Source organism: Bauldia sp., from assembly GCA_037200845.1.
Classification (GTDB): Bacteria; Pseudomonadota; Alphaproteobacteria; order Rhizobiales; family Kaistiaceae; genus DASZQY01.
The window spans coordinates 2,902,931-2,920,965 of the sequence record JBBCGQ010000001.1 but is presented as its reverse complement, the minus strand read 5'-3'; the positions used below and the strand labels follow the sequence as shown (position 1 = coordinate 2,920,965).

Annotated in this window: 18 protein-coding genes; 12 read left to right on the top strand and 6 right to left on the bottom strand. The window is 66.0% G+C overall.

Annotation, left to right across the window (positions count from 1 at the left end):
* Positions 1–43 precede the first annotated feature (43 nt).
* The 6 genes from WDM94_14600 to WDM94_14575 form a co-directional block, all read right to left on the bottom strand.
* Positions 44–625, bottom strand: coding sequence for an NAD(P)H-dependent oxidoreductase (locus tag WDM94_14600; GenBank protein ID MEJ0013813.1), 582 nt, complete (start codon positions 623–625; stop codon positions 44–46).
* On the bottom strand, positions 626–2,038 hold the full coding sequence (locus WDM94_14595; GenBank protein ID MEJ0013812.1) for an FAD-binding oxidoreductase: 1,413 nt from the start codon (positions 2,036–2,038) through the stop codon (positions 626–628).
* Positions 2,039–2,174: 136 nt separating this feature from the next.
* A complete protein-coding gene (locus WDM94_14590) occupies positions 2,175–3,494 on the bottom strand; it encodes a cytosine deaminase (GenBank protein ID MEJ0013811.1) in 1,320 nt (439 codons plus the stop codon).
* A 1-nt stretch (position 3,495) separates the two neighbouring features.
* Entirely contained in the window at positions 3,496–4,365 is an 870-nt protein-coding gene (locus WDM94_14585) for an ABC transporter permease (GenBank protein MEJ0013810.1), read from the bottom strand.
* Positions 4,362–5,174, bottom strand: a complete 813-nt coding sequence (locus WDM94_14580) for an ABC transporter ATP-binding protein (protein MEJ0013809.1) — start codon at positions 5,172–5,174, stop codon at positions 4,362–4,364. Before WDM94_14580 ends, WDM94_14585 begins: the two co-directional genes overlap by 4 nt.
* Positions 5,175–5,266: 92 nt before the next feature.
* Complete coding sequence (locus tag WDM94_14575) at positions 5,267–6,283, bottom strand: ABC transporter substrate-binding protein (GenBank protein MEJ0013808.1); 1,017 nt, start codon at positions 6,281–6,283, stop codon at positions 5,267–5,269.
* 298 nt (positions 6,284–6,581) lie between these two features.
* Between WDM94_14575 and WDM94_14570 the strand changes: the two genes are divergently transcribed.
* The 12 genes from WDM94_14570 to WDM94_14515 all read left to right on the top strand — a co-directional run bounded on the left by WDM94_14570 (position 6,582) and on the right by WDM94_14515 (position 18,035).
* On the top strand, positions 6,582–6,971 hold the full coding sequence (locus WDM94_14570; GenBank protein MEJ0013807.1) for a RidA family protein: 390 nt from the start codon (positions 6,582–6,584) through the stop codon (positions 6,969–6,971).
* Between the two features lie 3 nt (positions 6,972–6,974).
* Positions 6,975–8,318 (top strand): 8-oxoguanine deaminase, encoded by a 1,344-nt coding sequence (locus WDM94_14565; protein ID MEJ0013806.1) that lies wholly within the window; start codon positions 6,975–6,977, stop codon positions 8,316–8,318.
* 62 nt (positions 8,319–8,380) lie between these two features.
* A complete protein-coding gene (locus WDM94_14560; protein ID MEJ0013805.1) occupies positions 8,381–8,638 on the top strand; it encodes a BrnT family toxin in 258 nt (85 codons plus the stop codon).
* A 19-nt stretch (positions 8,639–8,657) separates the two neighbouring features.
* Positions 8,658–8,912, top strand: coding sequence for a BrnA antitoxin family protein (locus WDM94_14555; GenBank protein ID MEJ0013804.1), 255 nt, complete (start codon positions 8,658–8,660; stop codon positions 8,910–8,912).
* Positions 8,913–9,710 (top strand): creatininase family protein, encoded by a 798-nt coding sequence (locus WDM94_14550; protein ID MEJ0013803.1) that lies wholly within the window; start codon positions 8,913–8,915, stop codon positions 9,708–9,710. It begins immediately after the preceding gene.
* Positions 9,698–11,068, top strand: coding sequence for an FAD-binding oxidoreductase (locus WDM94_14545; GenBank protein MEJ0013802.1), 1,371 nt, complete (start codon positions 9,698–9,700; stop codon positions 11,066–11,068). The genes WDM94_14550 and WDM94_14545 overlap by 13 nt, the downstream gene beginning before the upstream one ends.
* A gap of 267 nt (positions 11,069–11,335) precedes the next feature.
* Complete coding sequence (locus WDM94_14540; GenBank protein ID MEJ0013801.1) at positions 11,336–12,931, top strand: ABC transporter substrate-binding protein; 1,596 nt, start codon at positions 11,336–11,338, stop codon at positions 12,929–12,931.
* Positions 12,932–13,279: 348 nt separating this feature from the next.
* The gene (locus WDM94_14535; GenBank protein ID MEJ0013800.1) at positions 13,280–14,881 is read left to right on the top strand and encodes an ABC transporter substrate-binding protein; all 1,602 of its coding nucleotides are present in this window, start codon (positions 13,280–13,282) and stop codon (positions 14,879–14,881) included.
* Positions 14,882–15,047: 166 nt separating this feature from the next.
* Entirely contained in the window at positions 15,048–16,055 is a 1,008-nt protein-coding gene (locus WDM94_14530; GenBank protein ID MEJ0013799.1) for an ABC transporter permease subunit, read from the top strand.
* A gap of 15 nt (positions 16,056–16,070) precedes the next feature.
* Positions 16,071–16,976, top strand: coding sequence for an ABC transporter permease subunit (locus WDM94_14525; protein ID MEJ0013798.1), 906 nt, complete (start codon positions 16,071–16,073; stop codon positions 16,974–16,976).
* A gap of 4 nt (positions 16,977–16,980) precedes the next feature.
* Complete coding sequence (locus tag WDM94_14520) at positions 16,981–17,517, top strand: YbjN domain-containing protein (GenBank protein ID MEJ0013797.1); 537 nt, start codon at positions 16,981–16,983, stop codon at positions 17,515–17,517.
* Positions 17,518–17,522: 5 nt separating this feature from the next.
* Complete coding sequence (locus WDM94_14515) at positions 17,523–18,035, top strand: YbjN domain-containing protein (protein MEJ0013796.1); 513 nt, start codon at positions 17,523–17,525, stop codon at positions 18,033–18,035.

Here is an 18,035-nt window from a genome sequence, read left to right as displayed (position 1 = left end):
AACCGCACTTCGCGGTTTTGGGGAGGGGTGTGCCAACCCAAACTCAGAACCCACGCATCTCCTGCGACACCTTCGCCAAAAACGCCTTCAGCGCCGGCTCACCATTCCGGTTCATGTCGTAGAGGGCGAGAAACTTCCGCTTGGCGAGCGGGTGGGCGAGGGCGCGCAGCGTGCGCGTGAATTGCTTGCGCGGCGCGTCGCCCATCAGGAAGGTGCGGAACCACGTGCCGCCGTAGGTGTGGATCGCGGCGATCTTGCGCAGGTGCCAAAGATTCGGGCCGACCTTGCCGTTCTCCAGCTTGAACGAGACGCCGGGCAGGAAGACGCGGTCGGAGAATCCCTTCAGCATCGCCGGGTAGCCGTAGTTCCACACCGGGCAGGAGAGCACCAACGCCTCGGCGGCGCGCAGGCGGTCGACGTATTGCTGCACCGGCTTCGTATTGATCGCTTCGTCGTGATAGTCGATGCGCTCCTGCCGCGACATCACCGGGTTGAAGCCTTCGGCGTAGAGATCGCAGTCGTCGACCTCGTAGCCCGACGCCTTCAGCGCATCGACGGCGGCGCGGTGGAGCGCGGCGTTGTAGCTCGTCTCGACCGGATGGCAGTAGATCACCATCACGCGCATCTATTCGGCCGCCTGCATGCCGGGGAAGAGATAGACCTTGTCGGAGTTCAAATCGAAATCCGGATTCTCCCACGCGATCATCTTGCCGGGGTTGAGCAGGCCCTTGGGGTCGGCTTCCTTCTTGAAGGCGAGTTGCACGGCGTCGGTGCGTTTCATGCCGCCTTCCTCCAGCGTGTAGCGGTGCGGGTTGAAGATCGGGCAGCCGTTCTGCTCGTGCAGGCGAATGATCTCGTCGAGCCTTGCTTCGCTGGTGAAGCGGACGATCGGCAGGCCGGTGGCGGCGACGTTGCCGTCGAAGCGGATGAATTCGAGATGGCCGGGCACCTCGTCGCCGAGCAGCGCGGTCATCCTGGCGACATGGGCGACGGTGTCGGGGAAGGGGTAGAGCACCTGCAGGTAGGTGATGGTCGGATCGACGCGCAAGCCCCGCAGCGTCGTGTGGTTCCACGTCAATTCGTAGACCGGCGGCAGGCCCTTCTTCTCGGCCTCGCTCGCCGTATCGGAGCGATGGAGGATCTCCGCCTTCTCGCGGTCGGCGAGCGCCAGGAACGGATCCATCGCGTGCGGCGCGACCATCAGCAGCGCGACGGATTGCTCGCGCTTCAGGAACTTCTGGTGGCGCAGGAAATAGTCGTAGGGCACCGGCGCCGCGACGGTGGCGACTTCCTTGAACAGCAGGCCGTCCTGGTTTGCCAAAAGATTGGCGAAGCGCACCGCCTTGCCGTAGTCGTCGAAGCCGACGACGACGTCGACCCAGTCGTAGGCGGCCTCGAGCGGCATCTCGACCTCGGTGATGATGCCGTTGGTGCCGTAGGCGTGCATCACCTTGGCGAGGTCGCGGCCCTTGACGATCATGACGCGCGGCTCGGCTTCCATCGTCACGACGCGGAGCGACAGGACGTTGCCGGCGTCGCGCAGGCCGCCCCAGTTGATCGACCCGACGCCGCCGGAACCGCCGGCAACGAAGCCGGCTATGGAAGCGGTGTTATACGTCGAAGGATGCAGTCGCAGCTCCTGCTGCGAATGGGCGCGCGTCTGGCGGTCGATCTCGGCGAGGATGGCGCCGGCCTCGGCGACGACGCGGCCGCGGCTGATCGACTTCACCTTGTTCATGTCGGCGAGGCTCAAGATGACGCCGCCGGACAGCGGCATCGCCTGGCCGTAGTTGCCGGTGCCCGAGCCGCGCGGCGTCACCGGGATGGCGCGGGCGTAGCACTCCTTGAGGATGCGGATGACCTCCGCCTCGTCCTTCGGCGAGACGACGATGTCGCCGGTGACGTGATCGAGCTGCCGCTTCAGCACCGGCGAGTACCAGAAGAAGTCGCGCGACTTCTGCTTCACGATCGCCGGGTTCTCCTCGATCTTGAGGCCGGCCAGCGCCGCCTTCAGGCCGGCGATGTCGTAGGTCGTCATGCGCGTGCTCGCCTATCCACCGTCGTCAAACCCGCCCTCGATGTCATCCCCGCGAAGGCGGGGATCCAGTACACGCCGTCGGTCCCGTGGCTACTGGGTCCCCGCCTGCGCGGGGACGACAGCGGAGCGGGCTTCATCATCCGAACCCCACCACGCCATCCAGCTCGCGATAATCCGGCAGCGTCGTGTCGATCGCCTTGCCGGCGCGCAGCACCGTGCGGTCGCCCTGCGGGCGCGACAGAAGTTCGGTGAACGACCTCGCGCGGAACAGCACGAGATCGGCCGCGCCGCCTGCCGCGATGACGCCGAGATCGGGTCGCCGCACGACCAGGGCGGGCGTGCGCGTCACCGCCGCCGGCCAATCGCCGAAGGGATGGTCGAGATGGAGAATGCGCACCGCCTCGCGGAAGACTTCGACCACGTCGAGGTCGCCGTAGGCATAGAACGGATCGCGGGTGTTGTCGGAGGCGACGGACACCTTTACGCCGCGCTCGGCCAGCTCGTGGACGAGCGTGACGCCGCGCCAGTGCGGCGTGTCGCGCTCGCCGTCGCGGCCCTGCAGGTACATGTTGCACATCGGCAGCGAGACGACCGCGATCCCGGCCTCGGCGACCTTGTCCATGGTCGCGTCGGCCTCGGCCGGGTCCTGCGTCGCCAGCGAGCAGCAGTGGCCGGCGACGATCTGGCCGCCGAAATCGGTGCGGAGCGCGGTCTCGGCGATGACGCGCAGCGTGTTGACCGCCGGGTCGCCGGTCTCATCGACGTGGAAATCGAGGTCGAGGTTGCGATTGGCGGCGCGCAGCATCACACCCTCTAGCAGCCGCTCGAGGTCGGGCATGGGATAGGTGACGGCGCCCAGCGTCCCGCCGGTGTCGGCGATCAGGTCGGCCAGTTCGTCGGCGTACTTCTCGTCGCGGAAGGCGTCGATGCCGACGATCGACACCGCCTGCAGGTCGACCTTGCCGCGCCACTTGTCGCGCATCTCGGCAAACACCGGCCACGAGATGCGGTGCTGCGGCGCGGCGGAATCGAGATGCGTGCGGATCAGGCGCGTGCCGTGCGCGCAGGCGGCGCGGATGGCGAAATCCATGCGGGCGGCGACGTCCTTCGCCTTCCAGTACTTGCGGCGGTCGGCATCGACGGCGGCGAGGGCGCCGGCGAAGCTGCCGTCCGGATTTTCCTCGCGCGGCCAGATGTGACCCTTGTCGAGGTGGGTGTGCATGTCGACGAAGCACGGCCACACCATGCCGCGGTCCATGTCGAATTTCGGCAGGGTCGTGCGGCGGCCGGGCGCGTCGATGCGCTCGATCTTGCCGTCTTTCACGATGATGTCGGCGCGGATCAGTCCGTCGCCGTCGGCCTTGGCCGCGAAGCCGTCGACCAGCACGGCGGGCAGCGTCGCGTCGGCGAGGACGAAACGCGGGGCGCGGGGGACGGCGGCAAATCCTTTCGCCACCTCAATTCTCCCGGCGGACGGCGCTCTCGTGCCACTTCCGCAGAAGCAGCCAGGAAATCAGGCTGGTGGCCGCGAAGATGAGAACGCCGGTGAACGACAGCAGTAGCAGTGCGGCGTAGAGGCGCGGAATGTTGAGCCGGAACTGCGACTCGAGCAGGCGGAAGGCGAGGCCGGAATTGGCGCCCGCCGAGCCGGCGGTGAACTCGGCCACGACGGCACCGATGAGCGACAGGCCGCCGGCAATCTTCAGCCCCGTGAGGAAGTAGGGCAGCGCATTCGGCAGCTTCAGGTGGATCAGCGTCTGCCAGCTTGAGGCGCCGTAGAGTTCGAACAGGTTGAGCAGATTGTGGTCAGTCGAGCGGATGCCCTGTGTCGTGTTCGACAGAATCGGGAAGAACGACACGATGAAGGCGACGATCAGCAACGCCACCATGGTCGAGGGCGCATAGATGATGATGAGCGGCGCGATGGCGACGATCGGGGTCACTTGCAGGATCACCGCATAGGGATAGATCGCGAGTGCGACCAGACGCGATTGCGCCATGGCGACCGCGAGCAGCACGCCGCCGACCAGAGCAAGTGCCAGCGCCGATAGCGTCGTCTTTAACGTGATAATCAGCGACTTGAGGAGGATCGGCCAGTCGGTGATCAGCGACTGGACGACCAGCACCGGACTCGGCAGCACGTAGTGGGGAACGTTGGCGAGCGTGACGTAGAGGTGCCATGCGACCAGCACCGCGGCCAGCATCGCCAGCGGGACGGCGATGCGCGCAATCTGCTCGCCGCGGCTGGCGCGAGCGGCCAGCACTGGCGTCTCGTCGCCATCCGGGGTGGCTACGGCGGGGCGCGCCGCGGTCTCGCTGACGCTCATGCTTCGCCTCCCGCGGCGATGGCGGCATGGAGCGCCTCCGAGGTGCGGCGGCAATACTCGTTGTAGACGGCGGACGTGCGGAACGCGTCGTCGCGCGGGTAGGGCGCATCGATGGCAAGATCCTCGAACACGCGGCCGGGCCGCGGCGCCATCACGACAATGCGGTTGGAGAGGTAGACCGACTCGAAGACCGAGTGCGTAACGAAAATCACGGTCCAGCCGAACGTCTCCCAGAGCCGCAGAAGATCGTTGTTGAGCTTGAAGCGGGTGATCTCATCCAGCGCGGCGAAGGGTTCGTCCATAAGCAGCAGCTTCGGCCGCGTGATGAGCGCCCGCGCGATCGAGACCCGCATCTTCATGCCGCCGGAAAGCTCGCGCGGGTAGGAGTCGGCGAATTTCTCGAGGCCGACCATCTGCAGCGCTTCCATGACGCGGTCGCGCGAGGCTTTCCTCGATTGTCCATGCAGGCGAAGCGGAAGCCACACGTTGGCTGCGACCGTCGCCCAGGGCATCAGCGTCGGCTCCTGGAAGACGAAGCCGATCTCGCGCTCCGGTTTGCCGCTGACATCGTAGGAGGACGCGGTCGGCCATTCGATCGCGCCCGAGGACGTGTCGCCGAGGCCGGCGATGATGCGAAGCACGGTGGATTTACCACAACCGGACGGACCGAGCAGGGAGACGAACTGCCCCTCGGCGATGTCGAGCGACATGTTCTGCAGCGCCAGCGTGCCGTTGGAGAATCGCTTGGAGATGCCGCGCAGCGAAACCAGCGTGCGACCGATCTTGTGCGGCCCTGCGGCGTTCGGCATGGCTCCTGTCTGCTGCAGCACGAGGGTATTCCGCCTCCAAACAAACGGTCCCGGCAACGCGCCGGGACCGAGGGATCGTATCCGGGCGATGGCTACTTCTTCAGGTCCTTGCCGACGCCCTTGCACACGAACTGGTTCGTGTAGATCTTCGACAGGTCGACTCCGGCCGGGACGACGTTTGCCTTCACCATCTCGTCGTAGAAGGTTTTCTGGTTGTCGTCGCTGAAGCAGCCAATGCCCTTATCCAGCGTAATGCCGGAATCCACGAGGCCGACTTCCTTCATCTTGGCGATGGAAAAGGCGAGCTGATCGTCGCCCATTTCGGGGTTTGCCGCCTTGATCGCGGCGTTGCCCTTCGACGGATCGCCGTAGATGTAGTTGTACCAGCCGATGATCGAGGCATCGACGAAGCGCTGCACGATGTCCGGATTCTTCGCAGCGTAATCGGCCAGCGTCTCGATCATGGTCGAGGGCGTAACGAAGCCAGCGTCGGCGAGCAGGAATTCCTTGGCCTTGATTCCCGCGGCCTTCTCGACGGCGAAGGGCTCCGAGGTGATGTAGCCCTGCATCGCCGACTGCTTGTCGACGATGAACACCTGCGGATCGAAGTTGTACGGCTTGTACTGCTCGTCCTTGAAGCCCGGATAGGCCTGCTTCATCCACTGGAAGTACGAGGCGAAGCCGTCGGCGCTCATGAAGATAGTCGGCAGCGTCGCCAGGTCGGCGAACTTGTCGATGCCGGGCGCGTCTGGATGGGCCAGCAGCACCTGCGGGTCCTTCTGGAATATTGCGGCGACCTCGAGGATCGGGACGTTCTGCGTCGGCGCCTGCAATGGCACCAGCATGTTGCCCGACATGTAGAACTGGACTTTGCCGGCGAGCAGAGAGGCGCGCGTATCCTCCTGCGGCGCTCCCGGCACGATGGTCACCTTCAGCCCGTACTTCTCGTAGGTGCCGTCGGCGACTGCCTGGTAGAAGCCGCCGTGCTCCGCCTCGGCCACCCAGTTTGTCTTGAAGGAAATTTCATCGAGCGCCATCGCCGGGCCGGCGAGCGCCGCCGCTGCCGCGCCCGCGGCGAGCGCGAGTGTCAGGTTTCTGATGCTACGCATGTTCTCTTGTTCTCCGCCTTCCTTGGCGTGGCCGAAAACTCGGCGCCACGCTTCCCGTTGACCCTTGGGGTGCATCGCTGGTGCAGAGCCGCGATGCGTTGAAAACCAGCCGCCCCGAACGATCCAGCTTCGCAAGAGGTATGCCATCGAAGCCCGGCCGCGACCGCGCCAGACTGACGGCGACCGTCATATTAGGCCAAGGGCGATGCACAAGAAAGCGGCAGCGGCATTCGCCTTGCCATGCCGCCAACCGCAATCGTAGCGTGGCGGCGAGGTTCGAGCCGAGGCCAATCCATCCATGCAGCGTGCGCTCAATCCCGCCGGCATCCGCGCGCCGTTCGGCCGCTACAGCCATGGCATCGCGGTGCCTGCCGGCGCGCGGCTCGTCTTTTGCTCTGGTCAGCTCGGCGTCAAGGAGGGCGACCTCCTGCCGCCGACGGTCGAGGGGCAGGCGGAGGTCTGCTTCACCAACATCGCGGCGATCCTCGCCGAGGATGGGATGACACTGGCCGATATCGTGCGGCTCAACGCCTACGTGACGAACCGCGAGGACATGAAGGCATACATGAGTGTCCGCGACCGCATCGTCACCGATCCGCTGCCGGCCTCGACGCTGATGATCGTCGCCGGCTTCACGCGGGCGGAGTTCCTGGTCGAGATCGAAGCCATAGCCGCGAAGGTGGAATAGTCGATGCGCCAATGGATCAAGAACCCGCTGGCGGTGCTGGCGGATGGGGCGGGCGGCGGCATCGTCGTCGAGGATGGCAAGATCACCGCGCTGGTGGCGAGCGGCAGGACGCCGGAAGGGCAGATCGACCAGACGTTCGATGCCTCCAACCACGTCGTCATCCCCGGCCTCATCAACACGCACCACCACTTCTTCCAGACGCTGACGCGCGCGCACCCAGCAGCGATCAACAAGGAACTGTTTCCATGGCTGAAGGCGCTCTACCCGATCTGGGCGCGCAACGTGAAACCGGAAGCCTTCCGGCAGGCGACGCGGCTGGCGCTGACCGAACTGCTGATGTCTGGCTGCACCTGCGCCTCCGACCACCAGTATCTCTTCCCCGTCGGGCTGGAAAACGCGATGGACATCCAGGCCGAGGAAGCCTCCGCGCTTGGCATCCGCATGACGCTGACGCGCGGCTCGATGAACCTGTCGGAGAAGGACGGCGGCCTGCCGCCCGACGGCGTCGTGCAGGACGAGGAGACGATCCTCGCCGACTGCGAGCGCATCCTCGGCCGCTATCACGATGCCAGTGAGGGCGCGATGCTGCAGGTGGCGCTGGCGCCGTGTGCGCCGTTCACCGTGACCAAGCGGCTGATGGTCGACAGCGTCGGGCTGGCCGAAAAATACAACTGCCGCCTCCACACGCATCTCGGCGAGACCGAGGACGAGAACGAATACTGCCTCGAGCATTTCTCCTGCCGGCCGGTCGACTATCTCGAGGAATGCGGCTGGCTGACCGGACGCGCGTGGCTGGCGCACGGCATCCATTTCACCGACGAAGAAGTGCATCGCCTCGGCCGCCACAAGGTCGGCATCTGCCATTGCCCGACCTCGAACATGACGCTCGCCTCGGGCCAGTGCCGCACGATCGAGCTGGAGGCGGCGGGCAGCCCGGTCGGCCTCGGCGTCGACGGCTCGGCCTCGAACGACAACTCTAATTTGATGGAAAGCATCCGCCACGCGCTGATGCTGAACCGGCTCACGTATGACGCCGCATCGGTGACGCATTTCGACGCCTACCGCTGGGCGACGGAAGGCTCGGCCCGCCTGCTCGGCCGCGACGACCTCGGCGCGATCCAGGTCGGCAGGCAGGCCGACCTCGCGCTCTACACGCTCGACGAACTCCGCTTCTCCGGCGCCGGCGACCCGCTTGCCGCGCTGGTGCTGTGCGGTGCCCACACCGCCGACCGCGTCATGGTCAAGGGCGAATGGAAGGTCGAGGGCGGCATGCCGAAGGGCGTCGATGTCGCCAAGCTCCGGCGCGAGCACGGGGCGGCGGCGAAGGCGTTTCTGGAGGCGGTGTGATCAGATTGTAGATACAATTTGATTGACACGGGCGGAGCCCGGCCTAGATAAGCTGACGTGCAATGATCATCGTCTGGGATGAACCAAAGCGCCTTGCGAATCTGTCGAAGCATAGGCTCGACTTTGCCGACATCGATGATTTTGGCTGGGCCGATGCCTTTATCACTCCCAGTCACTCTCGCCGGCTCAAAGCGGTTGGGCTGCTCCGCGGGAAGATAGTGGTCGTTGTCTATGCGCGCTTGGGAACTGAGGCGATCTCAATCGTAGGCATGCGTCCGGCAAACGCCAAGGAGCGAGGTCTATATGAGCAAAACGGCTAAGGGCTATACGGCCGCTGACATGAAGGTCGTTTCCGAGAAACATGAATGGACCGCCGAAGACTTTCGGCGCGCCCGGCGTGGCCGGGACGTGTTGCCGAAGCGATTTTTCGATGCGCTGGAGACGCGTCGAGCCCGCGGTCCACAAAAGACGCCGACCAAGAAACTCGTATCGCTGCGCATCGATCCGGACGTGCTGGCGAAATTCAAGGCCGGTGGCGAAGGCTGGCAGAGCCGCATGAATGACGCGCTGCGCAAGGCCGCGGGTCTGAAATAGATGCTCCCCCGCCGCTACTGGCACGAAATGACCACCCGCGACTTCGCCGACAGCGACACGTCGTCGTGGATCGCCGTGCTGCCGGTGGCGGCGATCGAGCAGCATGGGCCGCACCTGCCGGTCTACACCGATACCTGCATCGCCGAGGGCATGATCAAGCGCGTGATCGAGCTGCTGCCGGAGAGCGCGGCCGTCACGTTCCTGCCGGTGCAGGCGGTGGGAAAATCGAACGAGCACATCTCGTCGCCGGGCACGCTCACCTCGACCTGGGAGTCGACGACGAAGCTCTGGATCGAGATCGGCGACAGCGTGCATCGCGCCGGCGTCGAGAAACTGATCATCGTCAATTCGCACGGCGGCAACGTGCCGATGGTGGACATCGTCACACGCGAGCTGCGCGTGCGGCACGACATGCTGGCGGTCGGCACGGCGTGGTCGCGTTTCGGATATCCGGAAGGCGTCGCGTCGGCGGAGGAGTCGGCCTACGGCATCCACGGCGGCGACTACGAGACGTCGGAGATGCTGCATTTCCGGCCGGATCTCGTGAAGATGGAGCTGGCCGAGGATTTCCGCTCGACCCAGCTTTCGTTCTTCGCCGAGTTCAAGCATCTGCGCGCCCACGGCCTGCACCAATTCGGCTGGAAGGCGCAGGACCTGAACCCCAAGGGGACCGTCGGCAACGCGGCGAAGGCGACGGCGGAGAAGGGCAGGGCGATCGTCGATCATCAGGCGCGCGGCTTTGTCGAGCTGTGTGCCGATGTCGCCGCCTTCGATGTGGGCCGGCTGTGGACGCCCTGACGGGCCTCGTCGCGCTCCGCGCCGAACTCGCCGGCATCGAACAGGCCGACGACGCGGCGACCGTGAGGCTCAAGAGCCGCGACTTCTTCTGGTTCTCGCCGATCCTGAAAGCCCAGCTCGACGACAAGCGCGCCGATCTCGTCGTGCTTCCAGAGACCAAGGCCGAGGTGATCCGCATCGCCGCCGCGTGCGCGCGCCATCGCGTGCCGCTGACGGTGCGCGGCGGCGGCACCGGCAACTACGGGCAGGCGGTGCCGCTTGCCGGCGGCGTCATCCTCGACATGGCCAATCTCGATCGCGTCGTCGAGGTGGTGCCGGGGGCAGGGCGGTTCGAGGCAGGCGCGCGGCTGCTCGAGATCGACAAGGCCTTGCGGGCCGATCGCTGGGAGCTCCGCTTCCATCCCTCGACGCGCAAGCAGGCGACCATCGGCGGCTTCATCGCCGGCGGCGCGGCGGGGTGCGGCTCGTGCACGTGGGGGCAGATATCCGATCCCGGCGCGGTGCTGGCGCTGGAGGTGGTGACCGTGGAGGAGACGCCGCGCATCGTCGAACTCACCGGCCGCGATATCCTCAAGGTGCTGCACGCCTACGGCGTCAACGGCATCATCACCGAGGTCGCGGTGCCGCTGGCGCCGTGGCAGCCGTGGGCAGAGCGCGTTGCGGCGTTTCCCTCGCTTGCCGGGGCGGCGAAATTCGGATGGGCGCTCGCCGCGGCGGAGGGCGTCGCCAAGAAGGAGATCGGCATCTTCGATGCGCGCATTCCGCCGATGCTGAAGCGGCTGGCGCCGCTGGTGCCGCCGGGTCGTGCGATGGCGGTGGTGATGGTCTCGGAGCCGCAGGCGGGGCAGCTCGCCGATCTCGTCGCCGAGCATGGCGGTGCCATCGTCTACGAACGCAGCGCGGCGGAAGCCGAGGCCGCCGCCTTCGACGGCCACGGCACCATGCCGCCGCTCTACGAGTACACGTGGAACCATACGACGCTGCACGCGCTGAAGGTCGAGCCCACGATCACCTACCTGCAGGTGCGCTACCCCGAGGGTCGCGAACTGGCGGTGGTCGCCGAACTGGAGCAGGCGCTCGGCGACGAGATGCTCCAGCATCTCGAGTTCCAGCGCCGCTTCGGCCGCGTTTTCGTCTCGGCGCTGCCGCTGCTCCGCTACCGCTCGCCCGAGCGGCTGGCGGAGGTCGTCGCCATCATCGAGAAAACGGGCGCCTCGGTTTCCAGCCCGCACACCTACGTCCTCGACAACGCCGGCTGGAAACGCACCGACGCGCCGCAGGCGGCGTTCAAGTCGCGTGCCGATCCGTATGGGCTGATGAATCCGGGGAAACTGAAGGCGTGGCCGCCGGCGGCGTGATCCTCCGCTTCCCCGGCGAAAGCGGGGTCCAGGTATAGGGATAGGCCGCGACCGAAGCCGCCGCACCGTCCCGCACAATCTCACCTCCTGAGTCCCCGCCTTTGCGGGGAAAGCGGAGGGGAGGATCGGTCCGCGCTCCATTACTCGTGGAATGGTCGCGCATCCGGAGCGCCCCGGGTTGCCTGTGACCGGCGCCAATGACAGCATCGCCCGGGCGCGATACAAGGGCCGCCGCCTCGGGGCGGGGTCTGATCTAGGGGAATCACCATGCGGTCCGTGACTTCAGCGCTGCTTGCGGCGGTTTTTGCCGTTGGCCTTGGCTCGGTGGCGCAAGCGAAAATCCTCACCTACTGCTCGGAGGCCGCCCCGGAAGGCTTCGATCCGGCGCCCCATCTCATGGGCGCGACGTTCGATGCCTCGGCGCAGGTGTTCTACGATCGTCTCGTCTCCTTCGTGCCGGGCTCGACCGCGGTGCAGCCCGGCCTCGCGGAAAGCTGGGACGTGTCGGCGGACGGCAAGGTCTACACCTTCCACCTCCGCGACGGCGTCAAGTTTCATACGACGGCGTACTTTACGCCGACGCGCACGCTCAACGCCGACGACGTCGTCTTCTCGATCAACCGCCAGCGCGACAAGAAGAACGCCTGGTACAACTACGCCGGCGGCTCGTGGCCGTACTTCTCGGCGATGGGCCTCGATACGCTGGTGAGGGCGGTCGAGAAGGTGAACGCGACGACGGTGAGGGTGACACTGGCGCGGCCCGACCCCGGCATCCTCGCCGACCTCGCGATGGATTTCGCCTCGATCCTTTCCAAGGAATACGCCGACAGCCTCACCAAGGCGAAGACGCCGGAGCAGCTCGACCAGTTGCCCGTAGGCACGGGCCCGTTTTCGTACATCGTCTACAACGCCGGGCAGGGCCTCTACATGGTCGCCAACCGCGACTACTGGGCCGGCATCCCGCCGATATCGAATCTCAACTTCGCCATCGTGCCCGGCGCGGCGGATCGCCTGGCGAAGCTGCAGGCGGGCGCCTGCCAGGTGATGGCGGCGCCGGATGCGGTCGCGCTCGCTGCCGCGAAGTCCGACGCCAACCTCAAGCTCGTTTCCGGCGAGCGCACCGACGTCGCCTTCCTCGCCTACAACGCGACCGATCCGAAGTTTTCCGATCCGCGCGTGCGCAAGGCGCTCGGCATGGCGATCGACCGGCAGGCGATCGTCGATCAGGTCTACGGCGGCGCCGCCAATGCCTCCAACAGCGTCATGCCGAATACGATGGCCGGCTACGACGGCAAGCTGCTCGGCGATACCTACAACGTCGAGGGCGCCAAGGCGCTGCTTGCCGAGGCGCGCGTCAGCAACCTCAGCATCAAGCTGCTCGCAACCAGGACGCCGCGGCCCTACAGCCCGGATCTTGCCAAGACGGCGACGCTGATCGCCGCCGATCTCGCCAAGGTCGGCGTGACCGCGACGGTCGAGACGCCCGACCTGCTCGGCGATTATCTCAGGCAGTCGACCGACAAGAAGCGCGACAGCGCGGTGCTCATCGGCTGGACCAGCGACAACGGCGACCCGGGCGACTATCTCGCGTTGCTCCTGTCGTGCGAGGCGGTCGGCCAGTCGAACCGGACGGAGTGGTGCGATCCGAATTTCACCAAGGCTCTCGGCGCGGCGCGCGCGGCGACCGATCCGGCCACGCAGGCGACGCTCTACAGCGAGGCGCAGAAGATCGTGCTCGACCAGGCGCCGCTCACGGCCATCGCGCATACGCTGGTAAGCGTGCCGATGCGCAAGACGGTGACCGGGGTGGTTGCCGATCCGCTGGGGCGGCACAACTTTGCCAAGGCTGATATCGGCGGGTAGCCGACGTTGGCGAGGAGGAGAGACACCCCTCCCCAAAACCGCCATGCGGTTTTGGCCCTCCCGCAAGGGGAGGGCTCAAGGGGAGTTTGTTGGAGCGCGATGTTTCAACAAGCCGAACCCTCCCCTTGCGGGAGGGTCAAAACGCCGAAGGCGTTTTGGGGAGGGGTGCCTTCGCGGGCGCAAAGCGACGCCCACCACACCTTCGTGACATTTTCCTTCTTGCATTCGCGCGCCGGCTGCGGTCGATTGAGATCAACCCTCCCGGGGCTGGTCCGCCTGTTCGCGCGGAATCCGGGGCGAAGGGACATGAGCGCCGCCAAAAAAGCGGCATCCAGTTGGAGGTTCCCAATGAAACGTATTGCGTACTTCGCGGCCGCGGCCGTGCTTGCGCTCGGCATGGCCGGCAACGCCTATGCCGCCAAGCAGCTCGTCTATTGTTCGGAAGGCTCGCCGGAAGGCTTCGACCCGGCGCCGTGGACTGCCGGCACGACCTTCGATGCCTCGTCGCGCACGATCTATGACCGCCTGGTCGACTTCAAGAAGGGCGGCACCGACATCGTCCCGAGTCTCGCCGAGAGCTGGGACATCTCGCAGGACGGCACCGAGATCACCTTTCATCTCCGCAAGGGCGTGAAGTTCCAGACGACCGACTACTTCAAGCCGACGCGCGACTTCAATGCCGATGACGTGCTGTTCTCGTTCAACCGCCAGCGCGACAAGACGAGCCCGTGGTACACCTACGCGCCGGGCATCACCTGGCAGTACTGGGATTCGACCGGCTTCGGCGCCGCGGTGAAGGACATCACCAAGGTCGACGACTACACCGTGAAGTTCACCTTCAACTCGGCCGACTCGACCGTGTTCGTGAACTTCCCGACCGACTACCTGTCGATCGTCTCGAAGGAATATGCCGACCAGCTTCAGAAGGCCGGCAACCTCGGCGACCTCAACCTTAAGCCCGTCGGCACCGGCCCGTTCACGTTCGTCGACTACCAGACGGACGCGACCATCCGCTACAAGGCCAACCCGGACTACTGGGGCGACAAGCAGAAGATCGACACCCTGGTCTTCCAGATCACCAAGGAGCCGGCGGCCGCCGAGCAGGCCCTCAAGGCCGGCGACTGCGACGTGATTCCGTATCCGATCCCGGCCGACATCCCTGGCCTCAAGGCGGACCCGAATCTCCAGGTCTTCCAGACGCAGGGCCTCAACGTCGGCTTCCTCGCCTACAACACGCAGCAGAAGCCGTTCGATGACGTGCGCGTCCGCAAGGCGCTCAACATGGCCATCAACAAGCAGGCGATCCTCGAGGGCGTCTACGCCGGCAACGCGCAGATCGCCAAGGAGCCGCTGCCGCCGGCCTCGTGGGGTTACGACGACGCCGTCGTCGACGATGCCTACGATCCGGACGCGGCCAAGAAGCTGCTCGCCGACGCCGGCCAGTCAAACCTCAAGCTGAAGCTTTGGTGGATGCCGGTTGCCCGTCCGTACAATCCGAACGGCAAGCGCATGGGCGAACTGGTGCAGGCCGACTGGAAGGCCATCGGCGTCGACGTCGAGCTGTTCTCGATCGGCGACTGGCCGACGTACCTGGCAGAGTCGTCGAAGGTCGATCGTGACGGCGTCGTCATGGTCGGCTGGGGTGCGGATAACTCCGACCCCGACAACTTCCTCGGCGTGCTGCTCACCTGTGCCGCGGTCGGTTCCAACAACCGCGCGCAGTGGTGCAACAAGGACTACGACGCGCTGATCGCGAAGGGCAAGGCAACCTTCGATCAGGGCGAGCGCGCCAAGATCTATGCGCAGGCGGCGGAGCTCTTCAAGCAAGAGGCTCCGTGGGCGACGATCGCACACTCCGTGCAGTTCGTGGCGACCAGCAAGAAGGTCGTGGACTTTGCCCAGGACCCGCTCGGCTACCATCGCTTCAACGGCGTGGACAAGACCGAGTAGCCTGAACCAAACGAGGGGCGCCGGAGCAATCCGGTGCCCCTTTTCTCTGGTCTGTCGGGCCATCCGAGATCAACGTCACGCTCCGCTTGCGGCCGATCGCCCGCCCTCGACAGCCGGACCTCATGAAGCCGTCGCCGACAGGTGACCGGCAGGCTGCACGGCGAAAATGATCCGCTTCCTCCTCCATCGCCTCGTGGTCATCGTGCCGACGTTCATCGGCATCACCATCGTCGCCTTCCTGTTCATTCACGTGCTGCCGGGCGACCCGGTGGCGGCGCTTGCCGGCGAGCACGGCGTCTCGCCCGAACGCCACGCCGAGATCATGACCCAGCTCGGCCTCGACCTGCCATTGTGGAAACAGTACGCGAATTATCTTGGAGCGCTGGCGCACGGCGATCTCGGATATTCGTTCGCCACGAAACGGCCGGTGGTCACCGAATTCTTCGCGCGCTTCCCGGCGACGCTGGAGCTCGCGCTCTGCGCCATCGTGCTGTCGATCGTCGTCGGCGTGCCGATCGGCATCCTCGCCGCCGTCCGGCGCGGAACGGTCGTCGACCAGGCGACGATGGGCGTCGCGCTTGTCGGCTACTCGATGCCCATCTTCTGGTGGGGCCTGCTGCTCATCATCCTGTTTTCGGGCACGCTGCACTGGACGCCGGTGTCGGGCCGCATCGACCTCGCCTATTTCTTCAAGCCGGTGACCGGCTTCATGCTGATCGACAGCCTGATCGACGGAACGCCGGGCGCGTTCCGCTCGGCGCTCGGCCACCTGCTCCTGCCGACCATCGTGCTTGCCACCATCCCGCTCGCCGTGATCGCGCGCCAGACGCGCTCTGCGATGCTTGAGGTGCTCGGCGACAACTACGTGCGCACCGCCCGCGCCAAGGGCCTCCCCCAGCTCCGCGTCGTCGGCGTCCACGCGCTCCGCAATGCGCTCATCCCGGTGATCACCACCATCGGCCTGCAGGTCGGCGTGCTGATGGCCGGCGCCATCCTCACCGAGACGATCTTCTCGTGGCCGGGGATCGGCAAATGGATGGTCGACGCGATTGCCAAGCGCGACTATTTTGTCGTGCAGGGCGGTCTGCTGCTGATCGCGCTGATCGTCATGGTCGTCAACCTGGTGGTCGACGTGCTCTACGGGCTGATCAACCCGCGTATCCGGCATGCCTGAGAGCGCCGCCCGCCCATGACCCTCGCCGTTTCCCCCATCGAGGTGCCGGTCCGCAAGCCGCCGGGGCTGCTGCGCGAGACGTGGATCTATTTCTCGGAAAGCCGCGGCGCCGTCGTCGGGCTGGTCGTCTTCGGGCTGCTCGTGGTGCTCGCGGTCACGGCGCCGCTGATCGCGCCGTACGACCCGACCGAGCAGTACCGCGACTCGTTCCTGAAGCCGCCGGTGTGGGAGGAGGGCGGCACCTGGCGGTTCATCCTCGGCACCGACCCCATCGGCCGCGACATGCTCTCGCGCCTGATCTTCGGCGCCCGCTATTCGCTGCTCATCGGCACCGTGGTGGTGACGCTGGCGCTGGTCGGCGGCGTCGTGCTCGGCCTTATCGCCGGCTATGTCGGCGGCGTCGTCGATACCGTGATCATGCGCGTCATGGACGTCATCCTGGCGTTCCCCTCGCTGCTCTTGGCGCTGGTGCTGGTGGCGATCCTCGGGCCGGGGCTGTTCAACGCGATGCTGGCGATCGCGCTGGTGCTGCAGCCACATTTCGCGCGCCTGACGCGCGCCAGCGTGATCACGGAGCGCAACAAGGAATACGTCGTCGCCGCGCGCATCGCCGGCGCCGGCCACGTGCGGCTGATGTTCATCACCATTCTGCCCAACTGCCTGGCGCCGCTCATCGTGCAGGGGACGCTGTCGTTCTCCAACGCCATCCTCGAGGCCTCGGCGCTGGGCTTCCTCGGCCTCGGCGCCCAGCCGCCGACGCCGGAGTGGGGCACGATGCTCGCCGACGCGCGCGAATTCATTCTCAGCGCGTGGTGGGTAGTCACGCTCCCCGGTATCGCTATTCTCATCACCGTCCTGTCGATCAATCTGGTCGGCGACGGGCTGCGTGACGCGCTCGACCCCAAGATGAAGAGGAGCTGACGCCATGAAGACAACGCTATTCGCACTGGCCGGTGCGGCGCTGATGCTGAGCGCCGGGCTGGCGCTCGCCGCCGACGACGAATACGCCGAGTTCAACAAGCCGGGCGCGATCGACTCCGCCGTCGCCGAGGGCCTGATCACCGGCTCGCGCGTCGGCCTCATCGTCGACGCGCTGCAGAAGGCCGGCTTCGAGGTCGAGGTCACCAAGGACAACAGCGGCGCGCCGCGCATCGCCTCGACCGACAAGGAGCAGCCGTTCTCGATCCACTTCTACGGCTGCACCGACGGCGTCGATTGCGGCTACATCCAGTTTCTCAACGGCTGGAACATGAAAAACGGCGTCACCGCCGTGACCATCGAGCAGTGGAACTCCGATCAGGTCTGGGGCCAGGCCTTCCGTGACGACGAGAAGGACCCGTGGATGGGCCTGACGGTGAACCTGCGCGGCGGCGTCACCCCGGAGAATTTCCAGGACACCGTCGAATGGTGGGCGAAGGTCCTGCAGGATTTCCAGGATCACATCGGCTGGGACAAGGAGTGAGGGCGATGCAGAAATTGGGGGGCGCTGCCTGCGGCCTGGCCGCGTTGCTTCTGGTCTGTGCGGCGCTGCCCGCTGCGGCCGAAGATCGGCAGACCGGCGGGCCGACGATACTCGACGAGGCGTCGCCCGACGCGGTTCTCGCGGCGCTGGAGCGCGGCGGCTTCGAGGCCGAGATCGGCAAGGACGACGAGGGCGATCCGAAGATCAACTCGACCGACAAGAGCCAGCCGTTCGGCGTGCATTTCTACGGCTGCGACGACGACCACGCGCACTGCAAGTACGTGCAGCTCACGCAGGGCTGGAACCTCAAGAAGGGCATCACGCTCGACAAGATCGACGCGTGGAACAACGACAACGTCTGGGGCCAGGCCTACCGCGACGACGAGAAGGATCCGTGGCTGGCGCTCACCATCAACTTCGAAGGCGGGGTGACGCCCGAATATGTCGACAACATGCTCGACTGGTGGTCGATCATCGTCGACGACTACGAAAAAGCCATCGGCTGGGATAAGGACTAG

Bases quoted from the DNA above. Each gene is read 5' to 3' on its own strand.
- WDM94_14600 (MEJ0013813.1), bottom strand. From the start codon at position 625: ATGCGCGTGATGGTGATCTACTGCCATCCGGTCGAGACGAGCTACAAC.
- WDM94_14595 (MEJ0013812.1), bottom strand. From the start codon at position 2,038: ATGACGACCTACGACATCGCCGGCCTGAAGGCGGCGCTGGCCGGCCTC.
- WDM94_14585 (MEJ0013810.1), bottom strand. From the start codon at position 4,365: ATGAGCGTCAGCGAGACCGCGGCGCGCCCCGCCGTAGCCACCCCGGAT.
- WDM94_14580 (MEJ0013809.1), bottom strand. From the start codon at position 5,174: ATGCCGAACGCCGCAGGGCCGCACAAGATCGGTCGCACGCTGGTTTCG.
- WDM94_14575 (MEJ0013808.1), bottom strand. From the start codon at position 6,283: ATGCGTAGCATCAGAAACCTGACACTCGCGCTCGCCGCGGGCGCGGCA.
- WDM94_14570 (MEJ0013807.1), top strand. From the start codon at position 6,582: ATGCAGCGTGCGCTCAATCCCGCCGGCATCCGCGCGCCGTTCGGCCGC.
- WDM94_14565 (MEJ0013806.1), top strand. From the start codon at position 6,975: ATGCGCCAATGGATCAAGAACCCGCTGGCGGTGCTGGCGGATGGGGCG.
- WDM94_14560 (MEJ0013805.1), top strand. From the start codon at position 8,381: ATGATCATCGTCTGGGATGAACCAAAGCGCCTTGCGAATCTGTCGAAG.
- WDM94_14555 (MEJ0013804.1), top strand. From the start codon at position 8,658: ATGAAGGTCGTTTCCGAGAAACATGAATGGACCGCCGAAGACTTTCGG.
- WDM94_14550 (MEJ0013803.1), top strand. From the start codon at position 8,913: ATGCTCCCCCGCCGCTACTGGCACGAAATGACCACCCGCGACTTCGCC.
- WDM94_14540 (MEJ0013801.1), top strand. From the start codon at position 11,336: ATGCGGTCCGTGACTTCAGCGCTGCTTGCGGCGGTTTTTGCCGTTGGC.
- WDM94_14535 (MEJ0013800.1), top strand. From the start codon at position 13,280: ATGAAACGTATTGCGTACTTCGCGGCCGCGGCCGTGCTTGCGCTCGGC.
- WDM94_14530 (MEJ0013799.1), top strand. From the start codon at position 15,048: ATGATCCGCTTCCTCCTCCATCGCCTCGTGGTCATCGTGCCGACGTTC.
- WDM94_14525 (MEJ0013798.1), top strand. From the start codon at position 16,071: ATGACCCTCGCCGTTTCCCCCATCGAGGTGCCGGTCCGCAAGCCGCCG.
- WDM94_14520 (MEJ0013797.1), top strand. From the start codon at position 16,981: ATGAAGACAACGCTATTCGCACTGGCCGGTGCGGCGCTGATGCTGAGC.
- WDM94_14515 (MEJ0013796.1), top strand. From the start codon at position 17,523: ATGCAGAAATTGGGGGGCGCTGCCTGCGGCCTGGCCGCGTTGCTTCTG.